General features: G+C 65.3%; 12 protein-coding genes. 4 read left to right on the top strand and 8 right to left on the bottom strand.

The window, feature by feature from the left end; genetic code table 11:
* The first annotated feature begins 30 nt into the window (after window positions 1-30).
* The 3 genes from SJI00_RS15905 to asd all read left to right on the top strand — a co-directional run bounded on the left by SJI00_RS15905 (window position 31) and on the right by asd (window position 3411).
* A complete protein-coding gene (locus tag SJI00_RS15905) occupies window positions 31-1566 on the top strand; it encodes an HDOD domain-containing protein (RefSeq protein WP_322462670.1) in 1536 nt (511 codons plus the stop codon).
* 165 nt (window positions 1567-1731) lie between these two features.
* Window positions 1732-2541 carry a rhodanese-like domain-containing protein gene (locus SJI00_RS15900; protein ID WP_322462669.1) on the top strand — a complete coding sequence of 270 codons (810 nt, stop codon included), beginning with the start codon at window positions 1732-1734 and terminating at the stop codon, window positions 2539-2541.
* A 9-nt stretch (window positions 2542-2550) separates the two neighbouring features.
* Window positions 2551-3411 carry an archaetidylserine decarboxylase gene (gene asd / locus SJI00_RS15895; protein WP_322462668.1) on the top strand — a complete coding sequence of 287 codons (861 nt, stop codon included), beginning with the start codon at window positions 2551-2553 and terminating at the stop codon, window positions 3409-3411.
* Window positions 3412-3626: 215 nt separating this feature from the next.
* Here the strand turns inward: asd and serB are convergent, their stop codons facing one another.
* Window positions 3627-4841 (bottom strand): phosphoserine phosphatase SerB, encoded by a 1215-nt coding sequence (serB, locus tag SJI00_RS15890; protein WP_322462667.1) that lies wholly within the window; start codon window positions 4839-4841, stop codon window positions 3627-3629.
* A 134-nt stretch (window positions 4842-4975) separates the two neighbouring features.
* Between serB and SJI00_RS15885 the strand changes: the two genes are divergently transcribed.
* Entirely contained in the window at window positions 4976-6475 is a 1500-nt protein-coding gene (locus SJI00_RS15885; RefSeq protein WP_322462666.1) for a histidine kinase, read from the top strand.
* A 61-nt stretch (window positions 6476-6536) separates the two neighbouring features.
* On the opposite strand, the gene SJI00_RS15880 is transcribed toward SJI00_RS15885, so the two are convergent.
* The 7 genes from SJI00_RS15880 to cpdA form a co-directional block, all read right to left on the bottom strand.
* Window positions 6537-7247: a PqiC family protein gene (locus SJI00_RS15880; protein WP_322462665.1), complete on the bottom strand. Its 711-nt coding sequence runs from the start codon at window positions 7245-7247 to the stop codon at window positions 6537-6539.
* A gap of 170 nt (window positions 7248-7417) precedes the next feature.
* Complete coding sequence (gene parC, locus SJI00_RS15875) at window positions 7418-9673, bottom strand: DNA topoisomerase IV subunit A (RefSeq protein WP_322462664.1); 2256 nt, start codon at window positions 9671-9673, stop codon at window positions 7418-7420.
* 10 nt (window positions 9674-9683) lie between these two features.
* Complete coding sequence (locus SJI00_RS15870) at window positions 9684-10202, bottom strand: retropepsin-like aspartic protease family protein (protein ID WP_322462663.1); 519 nt, start codon at window positions 10200-10202, stop codon at window positions 9684-9686.
* Window positions 10199-11185, bottom strand: a complete 987-nt coding sequence (locus SJI00_RS15865) for an esterase-like activity of phytase family protein (RefSeq protein ID WP_322462662.1) — start codon at window positions 11183-11185, stop codon at window positions 10199-10201. Before SJI00_RS15865 ends, SJI00_RS15870 begins: the two co-directional genes overlap by 4 nt.
* On the bottom strand, window positions 11182-13086 hold the full coding sequence (gene parE, locus SJI00_RS15860) for a DNA topoisomerase IV subunit B (RefSeq protein WP_322462661.1): 1905 nt from the start codon (window positions 13084-13086) through the stop codon (window positions 11182-11184). Before parE ends, SJI00_RS15865 begins: the two co-directional genes overlap by 4 nt.
* A gap of 37 nt (window positions 13087-13123) precedes the next feature.
* The gene (locus SJI00_RS15855) at window positions 13124-13732 is read right to left on the bottom strand and encodes a YqiA/YcfP family alpha/beta fold hydrolase (protein WP_322462660.1); all 609 of its coding nucleotides are present in this window, start codon (window positions 13730-13732) and stop codon (window positions 13124-13126) included.
* Between the two features lie 128 nt (window positions 13733-13860).
* Window positions 13861-14673, bottom strand: a complete 813-nt coding sequence (cpdA, locus tag SJI00_RS15850) for a 3',5'-cyclic-AMP phosphodiesterase (RefSeq protein WP_322462659.1) — start codon at window positions 14671-14673, stop codon at window positions 13861-13863.
* Window positions 14674-14682 lie beyond the last annotated feature (9 nt).

Here is a 14682-nt window from a genome sequence, read left to right as displayed (position 1 = left end):
AGCGAAAAGCCAGTTCGGACTGATGTCAAAATGCCAAGTGAAACCAAGGTCCCAAGTCAGACTCCATCGACGCTAGAGGCGTGGGTGAAGGTGCTCGATGGCGTTCGGCTTCCTGTTCCGAAGGAAAGCCACGACCGCGTGCTGTCGGCCATCAACGACTCACGCCGCTCGCTGCGCGACATCGCTGAACTGATGCAGGGCAGCCCCGCGCTGGTGCTGTCGGTGATGCGTGAGGCCAACCACTCGGCCAACGCCAGCCAGGCAGAACCGGCCGAAAGCCTGGAAGTGGCGCTCAATCGCCTGGGCCTGGCGCGCTGCGCGCAACTGCTCGCCCGCCTGCCGGCGATACCCAGCAGCGACCTGCCGCCCACGCTCAACCAGTTCGTGCAGATCAGCCAGCACGCCAGCCAGCAGGCCAGCGGCCTGTTCGCCAGCCGTCTGGCACGGCTATGGCAGGAAATCCACTGGGGCAGCCTGTTGTTTCTGTCGCCACTGTGGCCGCTGGCGCTGACCTACCCCGCATTGCTCGATACCTGGGAGCTGCGGGTCATTCACCGCGGTGAGGACGCGGCGCAGGTCGAGCAGGAGCTGTTCGGCGTACGCATCATGGCGCTGTGCCGCGCGGTGGCCGAACACTGGCGGCTGCCAGAGTGGGTGACCCAGGGTTACCGCCTGCTGCTCGAAGAGCGTGAGCATCTGGCCCAGGTGATCAGCATCTCCCGTGAGCAGGATCCGCTGGAACAGCAACACCGCCTGGACCAGGAACCCGGCCTGCGCCGCTGGTTCAACCAACCCGCCAACACCGTGTTGCTGGCCAACAATTTAGCGCTGGCCGCGCAAGTGGGCTGGGACAACCCGCACTTGTTGCGCTGGCAGTTGCTCACCGCGCTGTACCTGCAGACCAGCCTGGACGATGTGCAGAACCAGGTGCACCAACAGGCTGCCGCCAGCGCCCGGCGCCATGCCCGAGCCGGCCTGTTCCACCCGGCCGAAGCGCTGCTCTGGCCCTGGCAGCAGCGCCGCCTGCACCCGGACATGCTGCCGCCCCCGCCGCCCTCGGCAGAAGACCTGGTCACCTGGCGCACCCTGTGCACTGAACTGCTGGCCCAGAGCAATCGCTTCACCAATGCCGTGCACCTTGCCACCCAGGCGCGCGATGCCTTGACCGCCTGCGGTTTCACGCGGGTCATGCTGCTGTCGTTCGACCGCGTCAATGAATGCCTGCGCGTACAGCAGATCGCCGGTCTGCCCACCGAAGCGCTGGCGCAGACCTTGCCAGTGGCCGACAACAGGCTGCTGGCGCGGCTCACCAGCCAGGCAGGCCAGCTGCGCCTGACGCCGGAAAACCACCGCCAGTACGCCCCCCTGATACCTGCCCCGCTGCGCCCCTTCCTGCGCAGCGAGCACCTGTTGATGCGCTCGTTGGCCGTCAACGGCCATGTCGCCATGCTGGTGCTGGCCGACCAAAGCGCCCGGCCCCTGTCGGAGGTCAGCGTACAGGCGTTTGCCAAGACCGTGCAGTGCATCGAACGCGCCTTGGCGACCTTCAGCCATCGCAGCGCCTGACGCTGCCCGCATGGCCGTGAACCACCCCGGCACCGCGAAAAGAGCCAGGCATTGCACCGTCGACCAACGCCCGCGATGCTTCTTTGCGCGCAGCTCCATCACCGCGCAGGCAGTTTTCATACAACGCCTGGGCTACAATCGCCGCTCTTTTTTCGGAGACCGTGGATGACTGACTTTTCCGGCTTGCCGTTGGTGATCGAGGCGGCAGACCTGCTGCCGCGCCTGGATTCGCCTGAGCTGATTCTGGTCGACCTGACCAGCGCCAGCCGTTACGCGGCCGGGCATATCCCCGGCGCGCACTGGGTCGACAGCAAACGCACCCAGCTCGGCCAGCCTCCGGCACCCGGCTTGCTGCCCAGCCAGGCCCACCTGGAGAAGCTGTTCGCCGAGCTCGGTCATCACGACAATGCGGTGTACGTGGTCTATGACGAAGAGGGCGGCAGCTGGGCCGGCCGCTTCATCTGGTTGCTCGATGTGATCGGCCACCACCGCTATCACTACCTCAACGGCGGCATCCAGGCCTGGCCGGTGGAGGCGCTGTCCACCGAGACGCCGGCCAGCGTGTGCACCGATGTGAGCCTGCAACTGCACACCGAACCCACCGCCACCCGCGAATACCTGCAAAGCCGCCTGGGCGCAGCGGACCTGGCCATCTGGGATGCCCGCGCACCTGACGAGTTCGCCGGCACCAAGGTACTGGCAGCCCGTGGCGGGCACATTCCCGGTGCGATCAACCTCGAGTGGACCGCTGCCATGAACCCTGCCGACTGCTTGCGCATCCGCGCCGACGCTGCTGCGCTGTTGCACGCCCACGGCATCACCCCGGACAAGGAAGTGGTCACCCACTGCCAGAGTCATCGCCGGTCCGGCTTCACTTATCTGGTGGCAAAATCCCTCGGCTACCCACGGGTCAAGGCCTACGCCGGCTCGTGGAGCGAGTGGGGCAACCACCCGGACACGCCTGTAGACGTTTAAGGAAACCCAATGAAATCCCGTTTGTTCATTCTCAGCCAGTACCTGCTGCCCCACCATTTGCTCTCGCGCCTGGCCGGCTGCATCGCCGAGTGCCGCGTGCATTGGTTCAAGAACGCCTTCACTGCCTGGTTCGCCAAGCGCTATCAAGTGGACATGTCTCAGGCTCAGGTCGAAGACCTCACCGCCTACGAGCACTTCAACGCCTTTTTCACCCGCGCATTGAAGCCCGATGCTCGTCCGCTCGATCAAACCCCTGACGCCATCCTCTGCCCGGCCGACGGCGCTGTCAGCCAAGTCGGCAAGATCGAGCATGGCCGCATCTTCCAGGCCAAGGGCCACAGCTTCAGCGCCCAGGAACTGCTCGGCGGTGACCCCGCCTTGGCCGCACCGTTCATGGGCGGCGAGTTCGCCACCGTTTACCTGTCGCCCAAGGACTACCACCGCGTGCACATGCCGCTGGCCGGTACCCTGCGCGAAATGGTCTATGTGCCGGGCCAACTGTTCTCGGTCAACCAGACCACGGCTGAAAACGTTCCCGAGCTGTTCGCGCGCAACGAGCGTGTGGTGTGCCTGTTCGACACCGAGCGCGGGCCGATGGCCATGGTGCTGGTCGGCGCAATGATCGTGGCCTCGATCGAAACCGTCTGGGCCGGGCTGGTCACGCCGCCCAAGCGCGAACTCAAGAGCGTGCGCTACGACGAAGCCAGCCGCGCGCCGATCCACCTGGAGAAAGGCGCCGAAATGGGCCGCTTCAAGCTGGGGTCGACCGTGGTCGTGCTGTTTGGCCCTGAACAGATGCAATGGGGCGATGTGGGCGCGGGCTCAGCCGTGCGCATGGGCCAGTTGCTGGCCATGCCGACGCAGGCTTGACCGCCGGGATCGCCGGCTAGCGCCATCGCGGCTCAGCTTCACGGAAAACGCCCGATGTTCTGCATCGGGCGTTTTTTTGTGCGCGCGCACTGGCCAGACAGCTGCGAGGTGCTTGAGCAACGTCGAGGTAAAGGGCGGCATCACAGCCCTTCCAGCGGTTCAGGACGCTACCAGGCTGCGGCGCGTGAACTGCCGACGCAGGCGCTGGGGGGCCCTCAGTTGCGGGTCTGGCGGTCGCGCAGGCCCAGCAGGTACAGCACGCCATCGAGCCCGAGGGTGGAAATGGCCTGCTTGGCCGACTGACGCACCAGTGGTTTGGCGCGGAAAGCCACGCCCAGCCCGGCCAGGGCCAGCATTGGCAGGTCGTTGGCGCCATCACCGACGGCGATGGTCTGCTCCAGCTGCACACCTTCCTTGATCGCCAGCTCCTGCAACAGCTCGGCCTTGCGCTGGGCATCGACGATCGGCTCGACCGCCATGCCAGTCAGTTTGCCGTCGACCGCCTGCAGCTCGTTGGCGAACACGTAATCGATACCCAGGCGTGCCTGCACCTGTTTGGCGAAGTAGCTGAAGCCACCGGAAAGAATGGCCGTCTTGTAGCCCAGGCGCTTGAGCTCGGCGAACAGGTTTTCGGCACCCTCGGTGAGGCGCAGCGAGGCGCCGATTTCATCCAGCACGCTGACGTCCAGGCCCTTGAGCAGCGCCATGCGCTCCTTGAAACTGGCGCGAAAATCCAGCTCGCCGCGCATGGCCCGTTCGGTGATGGCGGCCACTTGCTCGCCAACGCCGGCGGCCTTGGCCAACTCGTCGATGACTTCTGCCTCGATCAGTGTGGAGTCCATGTCGAACACCGCCAGGCGCCGATTGCGGCGGAACAGGTCGTCTTTCTGGAAGGCGATGTCGACGCTCAACTCGCCGGACAACGCGAAGAAATCGGCGCGCAGGGCCTGCACATCGCTTGGCTCGCCGCGCACGGAGATTTCCACCGCGGCCCGGCTGTTATCCAGCGGCGCGTCAAGGCTGACGCGTGCAGACAACCGTTCGATGCGCTCGATGGTCATGCCATAGCTGGAAATCACCGCACTGGCACGCTGCAGTTGCTCGGGGGTGATCTGCCGGCTCAGCAGCGTCACCACATGCCGCGCATCGCCCTGGCCTTCGGCCCAATGCTGGTAGTCGGCTTCGGAGATCGGCGTATAGCGGGCCTGCAGGTTCAGTTCGTGGGCTTTGGCCTGCACGCGCTGCAACAGCTGAGTGGCTACCTCGTTGTCGGGGATGTCGACCAGAATGCCGAACGACAACGTGCCATGCATGACGGCCAGACCGATGTCGAGAATGTTCACACCGCCCTGGAGCAGGACGCCGGTGAGAGCGGCAGTGAGACCGGGTCGGTCTTCGCCGGTGATGTTGATCAAGACGATTTCGCGCAAGACCTGGCTCCGAAATGATGAAAAATGCGCATTCTACCGACTTTCCATGACCACCGGGCACCTCGCCTACTTTGCCGGCATATGTCGGGTCGCTATACTCCGCCCACACTTTTTGCCATAAAGAGCCGCGCTCTGTGATCCGGCCCACGCCCGTCAAAACCGAAAACTTCTTCGTGATGCTCTTTCGCGCCCTGCGCCAACGTCGCATTCCCCTGGTTCTGCGTATCGCCAGCCACACTGTTTTCATGGTGGCGCTGGCGCTGGTGATCTACGCCTGCGTGATGGGCCTGCAGTTCAAGCAGGCCATGCATGACCAAGCCGATGCATTGGGCCAGAGCCTGACCATTCAGACCGCGACCTCGGCCACCGAGCTGCTGGTGGCCAATGACATCCTCAGTCTCAACGTGCTGCTCGGTAACCTGGTGAAGAACCCGCTGGTGGCCCATGCGGCCATCTACAGCGTGGACAACCGCATCCTTGCCGAAGCCGGCGAGCGACCGCGCAACACCCTGCTGGGTGAGGCCGAGGGGCTGTATCAGAGCAAGATCACCTTCCAGGACGTCGCTGCGGGCCAGTTGCGCATCAGCCTGGACATGAACCAGTTCCAGCAACCGATGCTGATCAGCTTGCAGAGCATGGGCATCATGGCGGCTATCCTGCTGGTCCTGGCGCTGACCCTGAGCTTGCGCCTGGGCCGCTACATCAGCACCCCGCTGCTGCAGCTGCGGGTCTGGCTGCGCGACCCGCACCACCTCACCCCCGGCACCGAGCGCCAGGACGAAATCGGCGACCTGGCCCGTCAGCTGCACGCGCGCCTGGCGCCGCCAGCGCCGCCCGAGCCTGATCCGGAGCCTGAATACGCGTACGACGAAGACCAAGAGCAGGACGAGCATTTCGTTGAAGACGCGCCGATGACCCTGCGCGAACGCGCCGCCATTCCCAAGCCGAGCCAGCGCGCGCAGGTCGTGGCCGATGACGATGACGACGAAGCCTTCGCCGGCTTGCTGGACGACGAAGTACCTGCACCGCTGCAGGCGGTCCACGAAGACGCACCCGGCGAGCCACAGTTCACCGCCATTCTCGCCGTGCAGCTGGGCTCGCAAGAGCCACTGCGGCGCCTGCCGCGCACCCGCCTTGCCGAGCTGCTGGACCGCTACCGCGAGTGCCTGAACCAGGCCGTGTCGCTGTACGAAGGTGAGCTGCATTCGCTCAACGATGGCAGCGCGCTGCTGCTGTTCCACAGCCGCCAGTGCGGCGACGACTACCTCACGAACGCCATCTGCTGCGGCGAGCTGCTACGGGCCTTGGGCCATGCGTTGCAGATCGAGGTCGCAGACAGCGGCATCACCCTGCAATTGCAGTTGGGCCTGACCATGGACGATGACCTGTATGGCCTGGACCAGGTCGACCTGCTGATGGCCGAGAAGGCTCAGGATGCCCTGGCGCTGTCGCAGCACAGCCGCAACCTGCTGCTGGTGGAGCGCAAGATCGGTGATGATTCGTTGATCCGCCAACGGGCGCGCATCCGGCCGATTGCCAGCCCTGAAGGCGCCTGCTGCGTGGAGCGCCTGCTCGAGCCCTACCCGTCCATGCTCGAACGCCAGCTCGCACGCATGCACGAGCACCGCAGCTGATCAACTACCGCCCATGAAAAAGCCCGCATCGCTGCGGGCTTTTTCATGGCTGTACATCGGCTCAGAACCGATAGATTTCCATGTCGGTACGGATCGGTGCGGCCATCGGGATACGCGATTTCTCGGGGTCTTTCTTGACCTGCGCCGGAGCCGATGGCTTCTTGGCAGGCACCTCGGCTACGGCCGGTTGATTGGCCAGCGGCTTGAGGGCGGTGCTGAGTTGCTCGGCGAGTTTCTGCAACAATTGCCCCTGGGCCTGCACCTGTGCGCTCTCGCTGCCTGCGTGCGGCTGCTCCAGGTGAACGATGCGGTTGTCGCGCACCTGGCCGCGGCGGTCGAGCACGCGCCATTGCGCGTCGAGAATGGCAGGCTGCTTGGCGCCCGAGTCGAGCCGGGTGATCGACAGCAGCACCTGGGCGTCTGGCGCGAAGCCGGTGCCGGCCGGTGCCAATACCACGCGCTGGCTGTCCAGGCGCCAGGCCAACTGGCGGACCAGCAGCTGGTCGATGTCCGACGACAGGCTGCCCGCCCAGCGACCGTCGATCGCCGCGCTCAAGCTGCCATCAGGCTGACGCTGGAGAAAAGTTTCGCGCTGCAGGTAGTCGGCCACCGATACCGGGCCTACCACCACTGCCATGCCTGAAGCCTGAGTGGGCTGGCCAGGCTGACCGCTGTCGAGCTGATACAGGGCAACCGACGGGTGCGTCGAGCATCCGGCCAGGCCCAACAAGCCAGTCATCAACAACGTCAATGGAAGGCGTGGAAATTTCATTCATCCCATCCAGGCGGCTGCCCGAGGCAGGCCGCAGTGATACTCAGGTAAATCCGCCTGCGCGCCAGGGACCCTGGCGCCGCGGGGGCACTATCATCCGTGAAATGGCGGCGCGACTCCAGCGTTTATAGCGCCAGCCACGGTGAAACTGCCGCCCTGCCCCGTGGTGTTCACGCCGGACGCTCGACCATCAAGCCGTCGACCCGCTGGAATCCGCGCGGCAACTTGCTGCCGCGCCGACCGCGCTCGCCTTTATAGTGCTCCAGGTCGTCAGGCTTGAGCGACAAGGTGCGTTTACCGGCTTGCAGCACCAGGGTGGAGCCTTCGGCCAGCACGGCGAGGTCGGTCACGTACTCTTCACGGCTGGCGACCCGGTCGCCCGGCACGCCAATGATCTTGTTGCCCTTGCCTTTGCCCAGTTGCGGCAGGTCGCTGATCTTGAACACCAGCAGCCGGCCTTCGGTGGTGACCGCCGCCAGCCAGTCGCTGCTGCGATCGGCTACCGGCCGCGGGGCCATGACCTTGGAGCCGTTGGGCAAGCTCAACAGGCCCTTGCCCGCCTTGTTCTTGGCCTGCAGGTCCTCGCCCTTGACCACGAAGCCGTAGCCGGCATCGGAGGCCACCACATACAAGGCATCATCCTCGGGCACCAGTACGCACTCGAAGGTCGAGCCTGGCGGCGGCGTCAGGCGGCCGGTCAACGGCTCGCCCTGGCCACGCGCCGACGGCAGGCTATGGGCCGCCAGCGAGTAACTGCGGCCGGTGGAATCGATGAGCACCGCAAACTGATTCGAGCGCCCAGGTGCTGCCGCTTTGAAACCATCGCCGGCTTTGTAGGAAAGCCCCGTGGCGTCGATGTCGTGGCCCTTGGCGCAGCGAATCCAGCCTTTTTCCGACAGCACCACCGTCACCGGCTCAGCCGGCATCAGCTCGTTTTCCGACAGCGCCTTGGCTTCGCTGCGCTCGACGATGGGCGAGCGGCGCGCATCGCCATAGGTTTCGGCATCCTTGATCAGCTCGCTGCGCACCAGCTTGCGCAGCTTGGCTTCGCTGCCCAGCAGGCCTTGCAGCTTGGATTGCTCCTTGCGCAGCTCTTCCTGCTCACCACGGATTTTCATCTCCTCAAGCCGCGCCAGCTGACGCAGGCGGGTTTCGAGGATGTAGTCGGCCTGGATTTCGCTCAGCTCGAAGCGCTCGATCAGCGCCTGCTTGGGCTGGTCCTCGGTGCGGATGATGTGGATCACTTCATCCAGGTTGAGGAAGGCGGTCAGCAAACCGTCGAGCAGGTGCAGGCGCCGGTCGACTTTGTCCAGGCGGTACTGCAGACGGCGGCGCACGGTGCCGATGCGGTACTGCAGCCACTCCTGCAACAGAGCGCGCAGGTTCTTCAGCTGCGGGCGACCGTCGAGGCCGATGATGTTGACGTTGACCCGGTAACTGCTTTCCAGATCGGTGGTGGCGAACAGGTGCGGCATCAGCTCGGCGGCGTCGACTCGGTTGGAGCGCGGGATGATCACCAGCCGGCAAGGGTTCTCGTGGTCCGACTCATCGCGCAGGTCCGCCACCATCGGCAGCTTCTTGGCCTGCATCTGCGCGGCGATCTGCTCCATGACCTTGGCCCCGGAGACCTGGTGCGGCAGCGCGGTCACGACGATATCGCCATCTTCGACGCGGTACACCGCACGCATGCGGATCGAACCACGGCCGCTCTCGTAGAGTTTCAGCAGTTCGGCGCGCGGCGTGATGATCTCGGCTTCGGTCGGGTAGTCAGGGCCCTGGATGTGCTCGCACAACTGCTCGACGGTGGCTTTCGGATCGTCGAGCAGACGCACGCAGGCAGCGGCGACTTCGCGCAGGTTGTGTGGCGGCACGTCAGTGGCCATGCCCACGGCGATGCCGGTGGTGCCGTTGAGCAGGATGTTGGGCAGGCGTGCGGGCAGCACGGCCGGCTCCTGCAAGGTGCCGTCGAAGTTCGGCACCCAGTCCACGGTGCCCTGGCCGACTTCGTCGAGCAGCACTTCGGCGTAGCGCGACAGCCGCGCCTCGGTGTAGCGCATGGCCGCGAACGACTTCGGATCGTCCGGTGCACCCCAGTTGCCCTGGCCGTCGACCAGGGTGTAGCGATAGCTGAAGGGCTGGGCCATGAGCACCATGGCCTCGTAGCACGCCGAGTCGCCGTGAGGGTGGAACTTGCCGAGTACGTCACCGACGGTACGCGCCGATTTCTTGTGCTTGGCGTCGGCATCCAGGCCCAGCTCGCTCATGGCGTAGATGATGCGCCGCTGCACGGGCTTGAGGCCGTCACCGATGTGCGGCAAGGCCCGGTCCATGATCACGTACATGGAATAGGTGAGGTAGGCCTGTTCGGTGAACGCGGCCAGCGAGCGGCGCTCGACACCGTCGAGACTGTCTTGTAAGTCGCTCATGCGAGCCTCGTCATTTCAAGTTCTGGCGCAGCAGCAAGGTGCCGCCACGCTGGGTGAATTCAAGTTGTTTCAGGGCGCTCATGCCCAGCAGTATCTGCTCGCCATCCAGGCCAGGCACCACCAGGGCACGCACGTTGCGCAGGTGGATATCACCCAGGGCCAGCTCGTCGAGGCGGGTGCGATAGCCTTCGGCGCGGCCATTGGCCGTGCTCACCGTGACCGGCGCACCGCGCGCCAGCGCCAGCTGCTGCGCCACGCCTTCGGGAATGGCGACGTCGGTGGCCCCGGTGTCGAGCATGAAGTGCACGGCCTGGCCGTTGATCAGCCCGTCGACGACGAAGTGGCCCTGACCATTGCCCAGCAAGCGCACCTCGATAAAACCCGCACCATGCTCGGACTGCACCTGGCGGTTGGGGTTGTCCCGACGCGCTTCCCACTCGCCGAAGAAACGCGTGGCAAGAAACAGCGCCGCCGCCCAGGCCACGATCATCAGCACCTTGCCTGCGCGCTTGCCGGCCGGTTGGCTCATGGCTTGGCGCTCCAACCACCGGCAGGCGCTGCGAAGCGCCAGACGATCGGCCGGCGCTCGCCGTCAGCGCGGTGGGCGTTGTTGTTGTCCAGGCCGATCCAGGCGCCCTTGTCGTCGATGACCAGCGCTTCGGCCAAGCCGAAGGGATGGTCGTAGCGGCGGGCTTCGGTCAGCCCTTCTTCGGCGAACGACCAACAGCGCTCCACCTCACCGCTGCCGATGTTGCGGCGGCAGATGCGGTAAGCGTTGCGCTCGAGGGTGAACAGCTTGCCCTGGTACCAGGCCAGATCGGAAAAGTCGCGGCTGCGGTTGCGTGGGTTGGGCATCTGCGCGGGCTGCATTTCCACCCCCGCTTCACTGAGCAACACGCAGCTGTGGCCGCAGTTCCACACCGACTGCTGGCGCTCGATCGCCACCAGCCCACGGCGCTCGCGCTCGGCGGCGAGCCACAGGCGGTCACCGGCGGGGTTGATCGCCAGGCCTTCGAACTGGGCATTGAAGTGCAGCAGCATGCCGCTGGCGCGGGCTTGGCGAAGCATGGCCGGGTCGATCTTCAGCCAGTCGGGCTCGCCTTCGAGCGGCAGCTGCAGCACCGCGGCATGGGCTTCGCTGACCAGGTACAGGTTGCCGGCCTTGTCGCAGGTGATGCCTTCATAGTCCAGCTCGCCACCGCGCACCCAAGAAACCGCCCAGTTGCGCACTTTGAGCCCCCACGGCAGGCCGCTTTCGGGCACAGGCGGGGGGGTGAACGGCAGGGCTTGCGCGGCCCACACCGGGCCCTTCCGGTCGAAGCGGTAGAGGCGCTCGTCATCACGATCCGAGACGCCCCACAGACTGCCGCGGCACAGCGCCAGCCCTGACAGGTTGCCACCGCGCATGCCGTCGATCGGATGTTCGCCGAGCATCTTCAACTCAGGCCAGTCACTGGCCTGGGTGGGAAGTGTCGACAGCGTCAGCAGCGCCGCCAGCCAACGACGGATCACACCATGACCTCGGCCAGGTTGCCTTTGGTCTCCAGCCAGCTCTTGCGGTCACCTGCACGTTTCTTGGCCAGCAGTTTGTCCATCAGCTCGCAGGTGGCGGCCACATCCTCCAGGGTCAGTTGCACCAGGCGCCGGGTGTTGGGGTCCATGGTGGTTTCGCGCAACTGCGGGGGGTTCATTTCGCCCAGGCCTTTGAAGCGCGTGACCTGCGGCTTGCCGCGTTTCTTCTCGGCCACCAGGCGGTCGAGGATGCCGTCGCGCTCATCGTTGTCCAGCGCGTAGTAGATCTCTTTGCCCAGGTCGATGCGGTACAGCGGCGGCATGGCCACATAGATGTGCCCGGCATCCACCAGCGGGCGGAAATGCTGGACGAACAGTGCGCAGAGCAAGGTGGCGATGTGCAGGCCGTCGGAGTCGGCGTCGGCGAGGATGCAGATCTTGCCGTAGCGCAGCTGCCCCAGGTCGGTCGCACCGGGATCGACGCCAATGGCCACGGCAATGTTGTGCACTTCCTGGCTGGCGAGCACTTCGCCGCCGTCGACTTCCCAGGTGTTGAGGATCTTCCCGCGCAGCGGCAGGATGGCCTGGAATTCCTTGTCGCGTGCCTGCTTGGCCGAACCACCGGCCGAGTCACCCTCGACCAGGAACAGTTCCGAACGCATCGGGTCCTGGCCGGCGCAGTCGGCCAGCTTGCCGGGCAAGGCCGGGCCTTGGGTGATGCGTTTGCGCTCGACCTTCTTGCTCGCCTTCAGCCGCCGACCGGCGTTGCTGATGGCCAGTTCGGCCAATTGCAGGCCCAGTTCCGGGTGGGCGTTGAGCCACAGGCTGAAGGCATCCTTGACTACGCCTGAGACGAACGCCGCGGCCTCGCGCGACGACAGCCGTTCCTTGGTTTGCCCGGAGAACTGCGCATCCTGCATCTTCATCGAGAGCACGAAGGCAATCCGTTCCCAGACGTCCTCAGGCGCCAGCTTCAGCCCGCGCGGCAGCAGGTTGCGGAACTCGCAGAACTCGCGCATGGCGTCGAGCAGTCCCTGGCGCAGGCCATTGACGTGGGTGCCGCCTTGCGCGGTGGGAATCAGGTTGACGTAGCTTTCCTGCAGGCTGTCGCCGCCTTCTGGCAGCCACAACAGCGCCCAGTCCACCGCTTCCTTGTTACCGGCCAGGCTGCCGCAGAACGGCTCGTCGGGCAGGCGCTGGAACTCGCTGACGGCATCGACCAGGTAGGAACGCAGGCCGTCCTCGAAATGCCACTCGACCTTCTCGCCGGTACCTTTGTCCTCGAAGCTGATCGACAGCCCCGGGCAGAGCACGGCCTTGGCCTTGAGCACATGCTTGAGACGGCTGACGGAAAACTTGGGGGAGTCGAAATACTTCGGGTCAGGGCTGAAGTACACGCTGGTGCCGGTGTTGCGCTTGCCCACCGTGCCGATCACTTCCAGCTCGGTGGCCTTGAAGCCGTCGGCGAAGGTCATCTGGTACTCGTTGCCGTCGCGCTTGACGCGCACCCGCACGAGATTCGACAAGGCGTTGACCACCGAAATACCCACGCCGTGCAGGCCGCCGGAGAACTGATAGTTCTTGTTCGAAAACTTGCCGCCGGCGTGCAGCTTGGTGAGGATCAGCTCGACGCCCGACACGCCCTCTTCAGGGTGAATGTCCACCGGCATGCCGCGGCCATCGTCGCTGACTTCCAGCGAGTGATCGGCATGCAGCACGACCTGGATGGAACGGGCGTGCCCGGCCAGGGCTTCGTCGACGCTGTTGTCGATGACCTCCTGGGCGAGGTGATTGGGCCGGCTGGTGTCGGTGTACATGCCCGGCCGCTTGCGCACTGGGTCAAGGCCGGAGAGGACTTCGATGGCGTCTGCGTTATAGGCGCTAGCGCTGGGATTGGCCATGGGTTCTCGTCGTCAGTCTGGTGAATGCGGGGGAGCGTCAAAAAGCAGAAAAATCGAGGGCGGCGAAGCGCTCGCGATCGATGCCGGCATAGCTCAGCAGGGCCGGCAGGTGCTCGGCGAAGTGTTGGAAACCGTGGTCGCCCCCGGCTTCGATGCGCAGCTCGCAGTGCTGGTAGTAGCGCTCGGCGTGGCGGTAATCGAGGGTCTCGTCGCCGGTCTGCAGCCACACTTGAAAGCGCCCTGCCTCTTGCGGCGGCGGGACTTCCAGCGCGGCCAGCGCGGCGATGTGGTCGAGGGTCAGTTCCCAGGTTTCATCGTTGTAAAAGTTGCGCTGGGTGCCCAGGTAGCCATCGAACAAACGGTGCGGGGCTACGGCCGGGTTGATCAGCAACGCCTTGAGGCCATGCCGTTGGGCCAGATAGGTGGCGTAGTAACCGCCGAGCGAGCTGCCCACCAGCAGCGGCGCGCCGAGTTCGGCAATGGCGGCTTCGGCCTGGGCCATGGCCTGGCGCGGATGGTGATGCAGGGCCGGCACCCGCAGCTGCTCGAGCAGCCCGAGGCGCGCCATGACGGCTGTCAGCTGGCTTGCCTTGGTGGACAGCGGCGAGCTGTTGAGACCATGTAGATAAAGGATCGAACCCGACATCGTGCCCTCTGCATCTGCAATACAGCACCTGCTGGGCAGGTGCTGGGAATCGCGCAGTGTATCGCGTTCATGGGACTTTGGTGCAGCTGCGGGCTGTCGCACGTGCCGCGCCTGGCCGGCGCAGTGGGTCAGTAGCCGGGGCTGTCGAAGTCCAGGGCGATCACGAAATCGTCTGCGCGCACCACTGCCGCGTCAATCGAGCCATCGCTGTGCAGCCGCAGCCAGCGGTAGCCGGGAGACTCTTCACTGACCTGGAAATCCTCGCTGCCGGCGGCGAACTGGATGCAGGTAGACGGTGTGGCCAGCAAGCGCAGAGGGCCACGCTGTTCGTCCCACGGCTGGTGGATATGCCCCCACAGCAGCCCGCGCACCTGTGGATGAGCTTGCAGCCGTGCGAACAGCTGATCGGCGTTGCGCAGGCCAATCGGAGCGATCCAGGCGCAGCCGATGTCCACCGGCTGATGATGCAGGCAGACCAGGCAGTAGCGCTGGCCCGCACTGGCTAGCGCCTGCTCCAGCAGGTCGAGCTGCGCCGGCGGCAGGAAGCCATGGGTGGCACCGACGACAGCCGAGTTCAGCATCACCACGCGCCAGGCGCCGATATCGGTCACGGCCTGGAGGAACGCACCCTGCCCAATCTTGGCCATTACCGTGGCGTCATCGTGGTTGCCTGGCAACCAGCGCGTAACGCCGGCCAGGCCGTCGGTCAGCTCACAAAACGCGGCATAGGACTGCGCACTGGCGTCTTGCGACAGATCGCCGGTGCACAGCAGCAGGTCGATGCGCGGTTGTTCGCGACGCACCTGAGCGATGACATGGCGCAGGCTGTCGCGGGTTTTCACGCCCAGCAGCCCACCGGCCGGGTCGGCGAACAAGTGAGGATCGGTCAGTTGCACCACATGAACGGGTGCGTCGGTATACGAGGGGTCTGGCTGAGCCAACGGCCGTCT

The sequence above is a fragment of the Pseudomonas gebzensis genome (assembly GCF_034427815.1).
Lineage (GTDB): Bacteria > Pseudomonadota > Gammaproteobacteria > Pseudomonadales > Pseudomonadaceae > Aquipseudomonas.
Note: the sequence above shows the minus strand (reverse complement) of the source record. Positions and strands in the feature narration are given on the sequence as shown.

Excerpts from the sequence above, each read along its gene's own strand:
- SJI00_RS15905 (WP_322462670.1), top strand. The coding sequence starts at position 31 with ATGCCAAGTGAAACCAAGGTCCCAAGTCAGACTCCATCGACGCTAGAG.
- SJI00_RS15900 (WP_322462669.1), top strand. The coding sequence starts at position 1,732 with ATGACTGACTTTTCCGGCTTGCCGTTGGTGATCGAGGCGGCAGACCTG.
- asd (WP_322462668.1), top strand. The coding sequence starts at position 2,551 with ATGAAATCCCGTTTGTTCATTCTCAGCCAGTACCTGCTGCCCCACCAT.
- SJI00_RS15880 (WP_322462665.1), bottom strand. The coding sequence starts at position 7,247 with ATGAAATTTCCACGCCTTCCATTGACGTTGTTGATGACTGGCTTGTTG.
- parC (WP_322462664.1), bottom strand. The coding sequence starts at position 9,673 with ATGAGCGACTTACAAGACAGTCTCGACGGTGTCGAGCGCCGCTCGCTG.
- SJI00_RS15870 (WP_322462663.1), bottom strand. The coding sequence starts at position 10,202 with ATGAGCCAACCGGCCGGCAAGCGCGCAGGCAAGGTGCTGATGATCGTG.
- parE (WP_322462661.1), bottom strand. The coding sequence starts at position 13,086 with ATGGCCAATCCCAGCGCTAGCGCCTATAACGCAGACGCCATCGAAGTC.
- SJI00_RS15855 (WP_322462660.1), bottom strand. The coding sequence starts at position 13,732 with ATGTCGGGTTCGATCCTTTATCTACATGGTCTCAACAGCTCGCCGCTG.